Origin of the sequence: Bifidobacterium sp. 7101 (genome assembly GCF_000499285.1) — a bacterium.
GTDB lineage: Bacteria > Actinomycetota > Actinomycetes > Actinomycetales > Bifidobacteriaceae > Bombiscardovia > Bombiscardovia apis_A.
The window spans coordinates 210,894-224,597 of the sequence record NZ_AWUN01000003.1 but is presented as its reverse complement, the minus strand read 5'-3'; the positions used below and the strand labels follow the sequence as shown (position 1 = coordinate 224,597).

Genomic DNA, 13,704 nt, shown 5'->3' with positions numbered 1-13,704 from the left:
TGATCGGTACGGCTCTTTCTGACCTATTATTCGAGCTCTCCATCGAAAATGTCTCATGCTCGGTTTTCGGTCGCGCCGCCTATGCTGTTACCAGGACCAGAAGGAGGAACTGAAGGCGTGCTCAAGGTGAGAATCGACTCCATCGAGGATGACAGAATCGAGGCCTACACCAGGCTGACCGAGCCTCAGCTGCGCAACCGCCTGGAACCCGCCAAGGGCCTGTTTATCGCCGAGTCCCCCAAGGTCATCGCCCGCGCCCTGGATGCCGGGGTTGAGCCTATCTCCTTCCTGGTGGAAGAGCCCTGGCTGGAGGGGATGCATTCCATGTTCGACCAGGTGGACGCAACCTTCGGACCCGACATTCCCGTCTACGTCGCCAGCCCAGCGCAGCTCAAAGCCATCACCGGCTACCGGCTGCATCGGGGCGCACTAGCCGCCATGAGGCGCTGGCCTCTGCCCACTGTGGAGCAGGTTTGCCGCTCGGCAAGGCGGGTGGCCGTCATGGAGAACATTGTTGATCACACCAACATCGGCGCACTGATGCGTTCAGCGGCAGCCCTGCAGGTGGATGCGGTACTGGTAACCCCTTCCTGCTCTGACCCTCTCTACCGCAGGGCTGCAAGGGTCTCCATGGGCACTGTCTTTCAGGTTCCCTGGACCAGGATTGGTGGCGACGACGTCCACGCCTGGCCCGACCAGGGCATGTACCAACTACACGATTTGGGCTTCACCACGGCAGCCATGGCCCTGAACCGGGATGCCATCAGCCTGGATGAACTGACGGAGCGGCTGGGGCCTGGGCCCGACCAGATCGATCGCCTGGCCCTAATATTTGGTACCGAAGGCGATGGGCTAAGCCACAGGACCATTGCCCGAGCGGACCTGACCGTGCGCATCCCCATGAGCCACGAGGTGGACAGCCTGAATGTGGCCGCCTCAAGCGCCGTAGCCTTCTACGCAACCAGACCCCAGCATGGTAGCTGAGCCTTGCCAGCTGGCTGCACCAACCAACCAACTGGGCCCTCTGCTGCGTAGCAAATTCCTGCTGACCTGAGTTTATTCACTTCATGGCTCAATATCGGGTAACCATTAACATCAGGCAATACTTGGCAACAGACCAAAGTTCGCGTGTCAAGTAACCAAGGAAGGTTGGCAACCCAGGCGCAATCAGCTCTGCTGGGAGACGGCCTGCGAATCCTCATGAATGTAGTCGTCAGGGTCGATGGTTCCCCGCCAGCGGCCGATGGCCTTGAGACCGTGGTACATGACCAGCGTAGCCACAGAGCCGATGGCGATGCCGTTGAAACTGACCCCGGCAACCGCAAAGGTGAAGTCGGCTATGCCCACGATCATGACGACGGCACCCACGGTCATGTTGACGGACTTGCCGAAGTCCACCTTGTTCTCAACCCAGATGCGGATGCCCAGCATGCCGATCATGCCGTAGAGCATGGTGGTGACCCCGCCCAGAACGCCGGTGGGGATGGTGTTGATGATGGCTCCGAACTTGGGGCAGAGGGAGAGCAGGAAAGCGAAAATGGCGGCGCACCAGTAGGCGGCCGTGGAGTAGACCTTGGTGGCGGCCATGACGCCGATGTTCTCTGCATAGGTGGTGGTTCCCGAGCCTCCGCCCAGTCCGGCCAGCGTGGTGCCCAGTCCGTCGGCCATCAGCGCGGTGCCGATCTGATCGTCATAATCGCGGCCGGTCATCAGGGCCACCGACTTGACGTGACCGATGTTCTCGGCCACCAGGACCAGCACCACGGGGATGAACATGGCCAGGACGGATGGGTCGGCCTGAGGTGTGTGGAAGTGAGGCAGACCGAACCAGGCGGCCTTTTCCACAGCCGCGAAGTCGACCTGCCCCTGGGTGACCGCGAAGATGTAGCCGACGATGACACCTAGAAGGATGTTGAGACGGCCGATCAGACCCTTGAAGAGGACTGCTATCAGCATGACGGCCACCAGGGTGACCAGGGCGGTCAGCGGGGCCGACTTGAAGTTCTTCCATGCCGAGGGAGCCAGGTTGAAGCCGATGATGGCCACAATGGCACCGTTGACCACCGGCGGCATGATCATATCGATCCATCGCGAGCCGGCAAAGTGGACGATCAGGCCGATCAGGAAGAGCAGGGCGCCGGTGACCATGATTCCGAAGGAGGCCACAGCCAGACCCTTGTGGGCGGTGGTCACCGCCAGAACCGGGGCGATGAAGCCGAAGGAGCTGCCCAGGTAAGAGGGCAGACGGTTACGGTTGATCAGCAGAAAGAGGGCCGTGGACATGGCCGTGAAGAAGAGGGTTGTAGAGGGGTCGAAGCCCGTCAGAATAGGAACCAGGAATGTGGAGCCGAACATGGCGATGACATGCTGGGCACCGATTCCCGCCGTACGTGGCCATGTGAGTCGCTCATCGGGTTCCACCACTTCGCCCGGAGCCAATGTTTTCCCGTCCCCATGCAGTTTCCAGCCCATGGACAATGCCATTTCACTGTGCTTTCTCTCATGCGCCGTGCCGGTCACGGCGGACCGGAAACATCAGTATATTCGCATGGGAGGACCCGGGATAGTCTACCGGGAGGATGGTCTCACTGATAGGTGGGCATATTATCGAAGTTGAAGCCGATGGCGGCCAGCTGCTCGCGCCCTTCAGGAGTAATCATGTCCAGAGTCCAGCGCGGCGACCAGGTCCAGTCGATGCGGAACTCCTCGACCAGGCCCGCCAGGACGCTGGCGCACTGGTCCTCAATCAGATCAGTCAGCGGGCAGGCCGGCGTGGTCAGGGTCATGGTGATGATGGCTCGTCCCAATTCGTCGATTTCTATGCCATAGACCAGCCCTAGGTCGACCACATCGATGCCCAGCTCGGGATCGATGACCTGGTGCAGGGCCTCCCTGACATCCTCGGCGGTGGCCCGGCCTATGTCGTCGACGGCCTTCAGAGGGATGGCTTCCTCAGCGGCAGCCTCGGCATCAGCGGCATTTTGATCCGCAGCCTTCTCACCATTGGCGGCTGAGGCACTAGTCGAGGATTCATCATTCGAACCCTGAACCGTCGCTGAACTTTCAGCGGAAGCGTCAGGGGCATCGTGGTCGGCAGGCTGATCGTCGGACTTAGCCGAATCGGACTTCTTGTCAGCCTGGCCATCAACCTGACGCATGGAACCACCCTCGGCCGATTTCAGAACCGTTTCCGCGCCAAGGGGATTGCTGGCCAAGGCCTGTGCCGTACCTGGATCGCTGATGGCTCTGCCCACCGAGGCCAGGATGGAGTCCTGGGGTTCGGGCACCAGATTCGTATTGCCGCTCATACCTGCTCCTCCTTCTCACCTTTGTCGCCCTTTTGCCCAGCCGACAGAGCCTGGGCCACCGAAGCCTTCATGCCCTCCCAGCCCAACAGGGCGCACTTGATTCGCATGGGGTACTTGGACACGCCCTGGAAGACCATGGCATCGCCAAGAGCGTCCTGGACCTGCTCGTCCTCGAGTCCAGCTCCACGCGATTCCATGAGCTTGCGGAAGTCGGCAGCCAGGTCCAAGGCATGATCAACGGTCTGCCCCTGAACCAGGTCCACCATGATGGACAGGCTGGCCTGACTGATTGAACAACCCGAACCCTGCCAGGCGATTCGCTGGATGAGGTCGGGGCCTCCCTGCTCGCCGGGCGCCACCTCCACATGGATGGTTGCCTGATCCCCGCAGGTGGGATTGAACTGATGGGACTCGGCAGCCAAGCAGGCCTCGTGCTCCACCCTGATGGTCACGCCGTCGCCATCCGGGTCCTCCCCCGCATCAGCCTGATCCCCTACACGTCCGTGAGGTTTCCGGGCGGCGTCCAGGATCACCTCCTGGTACATCTGCTCCAGTTCCTCGTCATCCATCCCGAAATCCGCCATGTCCTTAAACCTACCAGTATGTCTTTGCTAAATCCGTCTATGCGCTGCCGGTGAATGCCCTCAGGCCACTCGGAAGAACTTGCGGACTCCAGAGACGGCATCCAGCAGGGCATCCGTGTCGGCCACGGTATTGTAAACGCCGGTCGAGGCCCGGTTGGATGCCATCAAGCCAAAGTGACGATGCACCGGTTGGGCGCAGTGGTGCCCTACGCGGATGGCAATGCCGCGCGAATCCACATACTGGCCCACGTCATGGGGATGAACACCTTGCACATCAAAGGCGACCGTACCGATCCGGTCCTCTGGGGTGGTTGGCCCTAGGATGCGTACTCCGTCCAACTCCCCCAGCCTCAACAGACCGATGGTGATGGCCTTCTCGTGTTCGGCCACATTCTCCATGCCCAAATTCATCAGCCAATCGGCAGCCGCACCAGCCCCAATCATCTGTGCAACCGGCTGGGTGCCGGCCTCGAACCGGGCCGGAGGATCCATATAACTGGCTGGACGGTCCAGGTAGGCCAGCTCCACCATGGATCCGCCGAACGATGCCGGAGGCAGGGCCTCGAGCAGCTCTCGGCGGCCATAGAGGAAGCCCACGCCCGTGGGGCCATACATCTTGTGAGCACTCCAGGCGGCGAAGTCCACGTCCATGGCGTGCAGGTCCACAGGCAGATGAGGCACCGACTGGCAAACATCCAACACCACCAGGGCGCCCACCTGGTGGGCACGGCGGACGATGGGCTTGATGTCTGTGATGGCACCGGTCACATTGCTGACGTGGGTGACGGCGACCACCTTGGTCCGCTCCGTAATGACCTGATCGGCAGTATCGGCCAGAACGCGGCCCTCCGGATCCAGATCGAAGTACCTGAGGACCGCCCCAGTCCGGTAGCAAAGCTCCTGGAAGGGCAGGAGGACCGAGTGGTGCTCAGCCTTGCTGACCACGACCTCATCCCCGGGCTTCAGGGCGAATCGCTGTGCCGCCTTGCCTCCGCGACCCAGGCTGGCATTGCCGAAGGCAGTGGCCAGCAGGTTCAGAGCGGCAGTGGCCCCGGCAGTGACCACGATCTCCTCGCCGCCCTCCCGGCCCTCCGCGCCGACCAGGGCGGCCACGCGGGAGCGGGCATGCTCAAAGGCCATGGTGCTGCGGGCTGCCAACTCATGGGCCCCTCGGTGCACCCCGGCGTTGTCCTTCAAGTAGAAGTCCCGAACGGCATCGATGACCGCCAGGGGTTTCTGGGCAGTGGCGGCCGAATCCAGATAGACCAGGGGGTGGCCATGCACCTGCTGGTCCAGAATCGGAAACTGCTGCCGAATGCTGTCATCGATAACCATTGCGGACCTCTTCTCTTATCCTCAGGCCAGAGCCGATTCGGAGTCGGCACCCTCGGGCAGGTACTGGTCGTACCCGGTCTCCTCCAGGGTGTCGGCCAGCTCGGGGCCGCCGGTCTTCACAAAGCGGCCATCGGCGAAGACGTGGACGATGTCTGGCTTGATGTACTTGAGAATCCTGGTGTAGTGGGTGACCATGAGCACACCCATGCCCGTGTTCTCCTTGGCTCTGTTGACCCCCTCGGAGACGATGCGCAGAGCGTCCACGTCCAGCCCCGAGTCGGTTTCATCCAGAATGGCGAACTTGGGCTTGAGCAGCTCCAACTGCAGGACTTCGGCCCGCTTCTTCTCGCCGCCGGAGAAGCCCTCATTGACCGAGCGCTGTGCGAACTTGGGATCCATGCGCAGCCGCTTCATGGCCTCATTCAGATCCTTGGTCCACTGGCGGATAGCCGGAGCCTTGCCGTCGACCTCGGTCTTGGCGGTACGGAGGAAGTTGGTCATGGACACACCCGGCACCTCGACCGGGTACTGCATGGCCAGGAAGAGCCCGGCCTTGGCCCGCTCGTCCGGGGTCATCTTGAGCAGATCCTGCCCATCCAGCAGGGCCTGGCCCGAATCCACCTCGTACTTGGGATGTCCGGCCAAGGTGTAGGCCAGGGTGGACTTGCCCGACCCGTTGGGCCCCATGATGGCGTGTGTCTCGCCGGAGTGGACGGTCAGCGTGGCACCCTTGAGGATCTGCTTGCGACCCTCTTTCGTCTCCACTGAGACGTGCAGATCCTTGATTTCCAATGTGGACATGTCAGTTCTCCTCCAAAACGTGCTGCATCTCTTGATCCTCGCCGGCCGCCAGCCTGCGGTCGATGACCCCCATCAGGTGCCCGGAGACGCTGGGGACGTCAATCTCCTCCACCAGCTCACCGAAGAAGCCTCGAACCACCAGCTTGCGGGCCTCCTGCTCGGGGATGCCGCGGGACTGCAGGTAGAAGAGCTCCTCGTCGTCGAAGCGTCCAACCGAGCTGGCATGGCCTGCCCCGATGATGTCGCCGTTCTCGATCTCCAGGTTGGGCTCGGAATCGGCGATGGCCCCAGGGGTCAGCACCAGGTTCCGGTTGAGCTCATAGGAGTCGGTTCCAGGCGCAGTGGGCTGAATGAGCGCGTTGCCCACCCATGTTGTGTGCGCGCCGATGCCGTCCAAGGCCCCCTTGTAGACCACACGGGACTTGCAGTTGGGATGGTTGTGCACCACCATGGTCCGGTGCTCCATGTGCTGGCCGGGATCGACGAAGTAGATACCCAGCATGTTCAGGTCACCCTGCTCGCCGCCGAAGTCCTGGTCCATGCGCAGCCGCACCACATCGCCGCCCAGGCTGACCACAGAGTGGCGCAGGGATGCCTCGGCACCCAGGTGAATACGGTGGTTGCCTACATGCTTGCTGCCCTTGTCCCACTCCTGGATGAAGGTGGTCGACATCTGCGAATTGTCACCGATGTCGATTTCAACGCCCTCAGCCAGACGGGCCTGGCCCTGGTGCTCGACAACCAGATCGGCCTTGGTGCCAGCCTCTGCCTTGATGACCAGGTGGAAGGCGTCCAGTTCAGGGCCGCCACCGTTGACACGGACCAGCACAGGCTGGTCCAGGGTGCCTTTGAGGTTGACCACAGTCGCCTGTTTGCCGCTGGCCCATTCCACAGCGGCTGCTCGGTCGCTGGGCTTGAGGACGGTGCCGCAGGGGGCCTGATTCATGGGAATCTGGCTGTAGCTGACCTGATCTGCGGGCGGTTCGGACCCGTCGATCATGGAGACCGAGACCTTGGTCAGGCCGCTGGGCTTGAAGACGGTGAAGAACTCCTCCATCCGGTCGATGGGGGTGAACCGCCAGTCATCCTGCTTGCGGGTGGGCATGGGGAAGTCATCAGGGTTGAAGGAACGTGGCTCCTTGTCGGCGCTAGACGGCATGGTGGCCGGGAAAGCATAGGGATCCTTGGGATCCGCATGCGGAATGGTTATTTCGCTGTTTTGTGACATCAGCCTACCGAACCCTCCATCTGCAATTCGACCAAGCGGTTGAGCTCCAACGCGTACTCCATAGGCAGCTGCCGGGAGATGGGTTCTACGAACCCGCGCACGATCATGCCCATGGCCTCCTTCTCCTCAAGGCCTCGGCTCATCAGATAGAAGAGCTGGTCCTCGGAGACCTTGGAGACGGTGGCCTCGTGGGCCATGGAGACGTCGTCCTCGCGAACGTCCACGTGCGGGTAGGTGTCCGAGCGGGAGTAGTCGTCCACCAGCAAGGCGTCGCAGACCACCGAGGAAGAGGACTTCTCAGCGCCCTTGATGATCTTGACCAAGCCTCGGTATGCGGCCCTTCCCCCGTTGCGGGAGATGGACTTGGAGACGATGGTGGAGGAGGTGTGGGGTGCCAGGTGAATCATCTTGGCGCCCGTATCCTGGTACTGTCCCTTGCCGGCGAAGCCCAGGGAGAGGGTCTCGGCCTTGGCGTAGGGCTCGGCCAGGATGCAGGCCGGGTACTTCATGGTGGCCTTGGATCCGATGTTGCCGTCCACCCACTCCATGGTACCGCCCTCGCGCACATAGGCGCGCTGGGTGACCAGGTTGTAGACGTTGTTGGACCAGTTCTGGACCGTGGTGTAGCGCACACGGGCGTGAGGCTCGACCACGATCTCCACATTGGCCGCATGCAGGGAGTCAGTGGAGTAGATGGGGGCCGTGCAGCCCTCCACGTAATGGACGTAGGAACCCTCGTCGGCGATGATCAGTGTGCGCTCGAACTGACCCATGTTGGGCGTGTTGATACGGAAGTAGGCCTGCAGGGGGATGTCCACATGGACCCCCTTGGGTACGTAGACGAAGGAGCCGCCTGACCAGGCCGCCGTGTTCAAAGCCGCAAACTTGTTGTCGTCCGGAGGGATGACCGTGGCGAAGTACTTGCGGAAGAGGTCCGGGTACTCCCTGAGAGCCGTATCCGTATCCAGGAAGATAACCCCCTGCTTGCGCAGATCGTCGCGGATGGAGTTGTAGATGACCTCGGATTCGTACTGGGCGGCCACTCCGGAGACCAGCCGCTTCTTCTCGGCCTCGGGGATGCCCAGCCGATCGTAGGTGGTGCGGATGTCGTCGGGCAGGTCCTTCCAGTCCTTGGCCTGCTCCTTCAAGGGCTTGACGTAGTACTTGAAGTCGTCGGCGTCGAACCCGCTTAAATCCACGCCCCACTTGGGCATGGGCTTCTCCATGAAGGCCCGATAACCCTTGAGACGCATCTGCAGCATCCAGTCAGGCTCGCCCTTGTCGGCCGAGATGGCACGGACCACGTCCTCGTCAATGCCCTTGTGGGCGTTGCGCCCGGCATCGTCGGAGTCGTGCCAACCATAGGTATAGTCGCCGAACTCGGAGATGATCTGGTCGTCTTTTTTGATTTTTTCTTCATTGACGCGGGAGCGGTCGGCCACGTATTGGCTCATTTCCACATCCCGCGATGTGTCTGTCCGCTGCGAGGTGCTGTCCACGAGCTGAGACCTCCTAACACACGCACGGCCGCCATATGCGGCCGTTCACACCATTACAGGATAACCGGGACCGTAGTGAACCGCCAGACCTGGGCTTACGCTCTCTAAGGAATCCAGCCCGCCCTCTTGACAAAAGCGCTAATACGGACAATCGCCCGCCTCCCCATAAGAGGGAAACGGGCGATCATAGTCAACGTTTTTGAAAACGAATCGACCTCAGGCGGCCTCCTGACCTCCGTGCTCCAGGCTGGCCTTGACCAGACCGGCGAAGAGGGGGTGCGGCTTGGTGGGCCGGGACTTGAACTCCGGGTGGGCCTGGGTTCCCACATAGAAGGGGTGCTGATCCTGGGAGAGCTCCACGAACTCGGTCAGCTGCCCGTCCGGGCTGGTGCCCGAGATATGCAGGCCGGCCTTGTCCAGCCGCTCCTTGTAGGCCACGTTGACCTCATAGCGGTGGCGGTGGCGCTCGGAGATCTCGGTGGAACCGTAGAGTCGGGCCACCAGGGAGTCGGGCTTGAGCACTGCCGGGTAGGCGCCCAGCCGCATGGTGTGGCCCATGTCGCCATGGCCGGCCACGATGTCCTTCTGCTCCTCCATGGTGGCGATGACCGGGTTCTCGCAGTCAGGCTCGAACTCCGAGGAGTTGGCATCCTCCAGCCCCAGGACGTGGCGGGCGAACTCGATGACCATGGACTGCAGTCCCAGGCAGAGACCCAGGGCGGGCAAGCCGGTCTCGCGGGCGTAGCGCAGGGCACCGATCTTGCCCTCGATGCCACGGATGCCGAAGCCTCCGGGGACCACGATGCCGTCTACACCCTCCAAGGCCTTCCGGGCGCCATCCATGGTCTCGCAGGTGTCGGCTGCCACCAGCTTGACCTCCACCTGGGACCGGTTGGCGAAGCCGCCGGCCTTCAACGCCTCGATGACCGACAGGTAGGCGTCAGGCAGGTCGATGTACTTGCCCACGATGGCGATGGCCACCTTGGTACGGGGATTGTGGACCCGATCCAGCAGGTCCTCCCACTCGTTCCAATCGACATCGTGGAAGGGCAGCCCAAGCTTGCGGACCACGTAGGTATCCAGACCCTCCTTGTAGAGGATCTTGGGCACGTCGTAGATGCTGGGCGCATCCACGCAGTTGACCACACCTTCAGCATCCACGTCGCACATCAGGGAGATCTTGTCCTTGATGGCCTGGTTGAGCGGCCGGTCCGAGCGCAGCACCAGGGCATCGGGGGCGATGCCCAGCTGGCGCAGGGCCATGACCGAGTGCTGGGTGGGCTTGGTCTTCAGCTCGTGGGCGGCGGCCACGTATGGCACCAGGGAGACATGGACGAACATGCAGTTGTCCGGGCCGATGTCCCGACGAACCTCGCGTGCGGCCTCCATGAAGGGCTGGGACTCGATGTCGCCAACAGTCCCGCCGATCTCGGTGATGATCACATCCACATCGTCGCTGGCCTGGGCCCGCATGCGGCTCTTGATCTCGTTGGTAACGTGGGGAATGACCTGGACGCACTGACCCAGGTACTCCCCCGCCCGCTCCTTGCGCAGAACGGACTGATAAATCTGACCGGTGGTCACGTTGGCCTTCTGGGAGAGGAAGACGTCGGTGAAACGCTCATAGTGGCCGATGTCCAGATCGGTTTCGGCCCCGTCCTCGGTCACGTAGACCTCGCCGTGTTGGAAGGGGTTCATGGTTCCCGGATCGACGTTGATGTATGGATCCAGCTTCTGTTGAAGAACGCGGATTCCGCGGCTTCTCAGCAACCGGCCAAGAGAGGATGCGGTCAGTCCCTTGCCTAGTGAAGAGACCACGCCGCCGGTGACGAAAATGTGTTTGGTGATATGCCCTTGCGAATTTCCATGTTCTCTGACCATGGAACTTCAGCCTATCAGGCAGGAACGACCAGAAAGCTGCCAACACTCGAGGAGGAAGGACGAATTCAGACACGCTCCAGATGCAGGTGGTCGGCCAGGTAGCGGCCGGTCACTGAATCCGGGTTGCGGGCCACTGATTCAGGGTCGCCCTGGGCCACGATTCTTCCTCCACGATCGCCGCCGCCCGGGCCCATGTCGACCACATGGTCGGCGTTGGCGATCATGTCCAGATCGTGCTCGATGAAGACCACCGTGGCCCCCTTGCTGACCAGGCGCTCCAGCACTCCGATCAGGACGCGCACATCCAAGGGATGCAGGCCGGTGGTGGGCTCGTCCAGGACGAACATGGAGCCATTCTGCCTGCGACCCAGCTCGTTGGACAGCTTCAGACGCTGGGCCTCCCCGCCAGACAGGGAAGGGGTGTCCTCCCCAAGAGTCAGGTAGTCCAGGCCCAGGTCCTTCAGTGTCTGCAGGCCTCGGCGGATGGCCGTGTACTCACGGACTTGTGCGAAGACCTCCAGGGCCCGGCCCACCTCCATGGCCAGCAGATCGGGCAGGCTCATCGGCTCCGGGTGGGCCGGCGTGGACAGGCGGTAGTGCTCGGCCTCCGGACGGTATCGACGACCATGGCAACTGGGGCAGGTGATGGGGATGTCCGGCAGGAACTGCACATCCAGACTGATCTGGCCGGTGCCGTCGCATTGGGGACAGCGCAGCGATCCTGTGTTGTAGGAGAAAGCCGAAATGCCCAGCTTCTCCTTTTTCGCCTGGTCAGTGGCCGCGAAGAGGCGGCGCAGCCGGTCCATGAGCCCCGAGTAGGTGGCCACTGTGGAGCGCACGTTGATGCCTATGGGCGAGGAGTCCACCAGGCGAACTCTGTCGATGCCGGCCGGGTCCAGACTGTGCACATGCTTGGGCATGGAGTCGCCCTGGATGCGGGCCTGCAGGGCCGGGACCAGGGACTCCAGGATCATAGTGGTCTTGCCGGAGCCGGAGACGCCGGTCACAGCCGTCATGCACCCACGCGGAATGGCCAGGTCCAGGGGATGGACCGTGTGAATGGGCCCTGACTGCATGCGGATCCACTCATCCTCTGCAGGCATGGGATGCCGGTCCCGTACCAAAACGGATTCGCGTCCATCCAAAAAGCCGGCTATGCGTGAGTCCGAATTAGCGGCAATCTGTTCAGGGGCCCCCTGGGACAGAATCCTGCCGCCGCGCTCCCCAGCTCCGGGACCCATTTCAATCAAATAATCGGCTGATTCCAGAACCTTGACGTCGTGGTCGACGAAAACCACCGAATTGCCGTCAGCCAGCAGATCGCGCATGACCCCTATCAGCCCCTCCAGATTGGCAGGATGCAGGCCGGTCGAGGGCTCGTCCAGCACATAGAGCACGCCTGTGGTCTCATTACGCACGGCCCTGGCCAGCTGGGCCCGTTGCCGCTCACCTGTGGATAGGGATGCGCTGGAGCGGTCCAGGGTCAGGTAGCTCAGTCCCAATTGGATCAACCGTCTGCCCATCTCGTCCAGAGTCTTGCAGAGGGCCGAAGCCATGGGCCGCATGGGTGCGGGCAGCGTGGGCGGCAGCTTCCGACCCCAGTCCAGCACCCGATCCAAGGGCCAGGAGGTAACCTCGGCCAGATTGTCACCGTTGATCTCTGGCAGACGCGCCCGCTGGTTGAGCCTCGTGCCGTTGCAGTCCGGGCAGGTCCGTTCGGTCAGGAACTTGGCCACCTTGGCCAGGCGCTTGTCGTCGTTGGCCCTCTTGAGCTCCTCAGTCACGGTCAGCCGTGCGTTGCGGAAGGTGAAGTCCAGCTCGTGGACACCCTTGATCGAAGTAATGGTGATGTGCTTCTTCTCGGCCGGCCCCTCGAAGACGATCTTCCGCTCCCGATCGGTCAGATCCCGCCAGGGCACATCTGTGCGGACTCCGAACTCGCGCACGATGTCGGGCTGGACGTTGAAGCCGAAGGTCCGCCAGGGCACCACGGCCCCCTGGTCGATGGTCAGGCTGTCATCGGGAACCAGGGTGGCATCGTCCACCTCGCGCACGGTCCCGGTCCCCTGGCAGGTAGGGCAGGCTCCCAGGGAGTTGAAGGCCAGCTCCTCGGCGCTGGGAGGCTCCACTTCAGCGCCGCAGACCGGGCAGGTGATGGGCATCTCGGCCGCCACAGCCAGGGTGGGCTCCTGGCGATGGCCATTGGGGCAGACATGGCTGGCCAGCCGGGAGAACATCAGCCTGAGCACGTTGAGCAGCTCGGTGGCGGTGCCGAAGGTGGAGCGCATGCCGCCCACACCCGGGCGTTGGCGCAGGGCCAGGGCAGGAGGCAGGAAACGCACCGACTCCACCTGGGGACGCTGGGCCTGGGTCATCCGCCTTCTGGTGTAGGTGGACAGGGATTCCAGGTAGCGGCGGGAACCCTCGGCATAGAGGACCCCCAGAGCCAGGGAGGACTTGCCGGAGCCCGAGACCCCGGCGATGCCCACCAGGCGGTTCAAAGGAATGTCGACATCCAGGTTGCGCAGGTTGTGGACCCTGGCGCCACGGACAAGGATGGCCTCGGGCGGTGCGGAAAGTTTCCTGCCGGTCTCCCCGCTGTCGCTCATGCGGTCTCCAGCAGGTGGGCCACAGCCTCCAGGGCCAGCCGGTAGCCGTAGAAGCCCATGCCGGTGATGGTGCCGGTGGCCACCGGCGAGATGACACTGCGCCGACGGAAGGCCTCTCTGGACGAGGGATTGGAAATATGGACCTCCATCAGCGGCAGCCCCACCTGGGTGACCTGGACGGCGGCATCGGCAAGCCCATAGCTGTAGTGGGTGAAGGCGGCGGGGTTGAGCACCACTGCACTGCGCTGATCCACCGCCTGGTGCATCCAGCGGATGACCTGGCCCTCGTCGTCCGACTGCAGCACCTGAACATCCAGACCCAGCTGCTGACCCCAGTCTTCGCAGTCCCGGGTCAGAGTCGCCAGATCCTGACGACCATAGACATCAGGGTCGCGCACACCCAGCCGACCCAGGTTGGGTCCGTTGACCACCAGAACCTTCTGCATGCCCTTGTCGGCA

The 13,704-nt window shown here is 62.6% G+C and carries 11 protein-coding genes; 1 reads left to right on the top strand and 10 read right to left on the bottom strand.

Going from position 1 to position 13,704, the window contains the following annotated elements; all coding sequences use genetic code 11:
• Nucleotides 1-117 precede the first annotated feature (117 nt).
• Nucleotides 118-984, top strand: a complete 867-nt coding sequence (locus tag P272_RS0105655) for a TrmH family RNA methyltransferase (RefSeq protein ID WP_029678571.1) — start codon at nucleotides 118-120, stop codon at nucleotides 982-984.
• 183 nt (nucleotides 985-1,167) lie between these two features.
• Here the strand turns inward: P272_RS0105655 and P272_RS0105650 are convergent, their stop codons facing one another.
• From P272_RS0105650 to aroQ, 10 genes are all read right to left on the bottom strand, one after another.
• Complete coding sequence (locus P272_RS0105650; RefSeq protein ID WP_029678570.1) at nucleotides 1,168-2,484, bottom strand: uracil-xanthine permease family protein; 1,317 nt, start codon at nucleotides 2,482-2,484, stop codon at nucleotides 1,168-1,170.
• A gap of 101 nt (nucleotides 2,485-2,585) precedes the next feature.
• Nucleotides 2,586-3,308, bottom strand: a complete 723-nt coding sequence (locus P272_RS09630; RefSeq protein WP_029678569.1) for a metal-sulfur cluster assembly factor — start codon at nucleotides 3,306-3,308, stop codon at nucleotides 2,586-2,588.
• Nucleotides 3,305-3,892, bottom strand: a complete 588-nt coding sequence (gene sufU, locus P272_RS0105640) for a Fe-S cluster assembly sulfur transfer protein SufU (protein WP_029678568.1) — start codon at nucleotides 3,890-3,892, stop codon at nucleotides 3,305-3,307. Before sufU ends, P272_RS09630 begins: the two co-directional genes overlap by 4 nt.
• Nucleotides 3,893-3,952: 60 nt before the next feature.
• Nucleotides 3,953-5,227 carry a SufS family cysteine desulfurase gene (locus P272_RS0105635; protein ID WP_029678567.1) on the bottom strand — a complete coding sequence of 425 codons (1,275 nt, stop codon included), beginning with the start codon at nucleotides 5,225-5,227 and terminating at the stop codon, nucleotides 3,953-3,955.
• 21 nt (nucleotides 5,228-5,248) lie between these two features.
• Nucleotides 5,249-6,028, bottom strand: a complete 780-nt coding sequence (gene sufC, locus P272_RS0105630) for a Fe-S cluster assembly ATPase SufC (protein ID WP_029678566.1) — start codon at nucleotides 6,026-6,028, stop codon at nucleotides 5,249-5,251.
• A 1-nt stretch (nucleotide 6,029) separates the two neighbouring features.
• Nucleotides 6,030-7,256 carry a Fe-S cluster assembly protein SufD gene (sufD, locus tag P272_RS0105625; RefSeq protein WP_029678565.1) on the bottom strand — a complete coding sequence of 409 codons (1,227 nt, stop codon included), beginning with the start codon at nucleotides 7,254-7,256 and terminating at the stop codon, nucleotides 6,030-6,032.
• Nucleotides 7,256-8,710 carry a Fe-S cluster assembly protein SufB gene (gene sufB, locus P272_RS0105620; protein ID WP_216476236.1) on the bottom strand — a complete coding sequence of 485 codons (1,455 nt, stop codon included), beginning with the start codon at nucleotides 8,708-8,710 and terminating at the stop codon, nucleotides 7,256-7,258. Before sufB ends, sufD begins: the two co-directional genes overlap by 1 nt.
• Nucleotides 8,711-8,971: 261 nt before the next feature.
• Nucleotides 8,972-10,636, bottom strand: coding sequence for a CTP synthase (locus P272_RS0105615; RefSeq protein ID WP_029678563.1), 1,665 nt, complete (start codon nucleotides 10,634-10,636; stop codon nucleotides 8,972-8,974).
• A 65-nt stretch (nucleotides 10,637-10,701) separates the two neighbouring features.
• Nucleotides 10,702-13,245 (bottom strand): excinuclease ABC subunit UvrA, encoded by a 2,544-nt coding sequence (locus P272_RS0105610; protein WP_029678562.1) that lies wholly within the window; start codon nucleotides 13,243-13,245, stop codon nucleotides 10,702-10,704.
• On the bottom strand, nucleotides 13,242-13,691 hold the full coding sequence (gene aroQ / locus P272_RS0105605) for a type II 3-dehydroquinate dehydratase (RefSeq protein ID WP_029678561.1): 450 nt from the start codon (nucleotides 13,689-13,691) through the stop codon (nucleotides 13,242-13,244). The genes P272_RS0105610 and aroQ overlap by 4 nt, the downstream gene beginning before the upstream one ends.
• Nucleotides 13,692-13,704 lie beyond the last annotated feature (13 nt).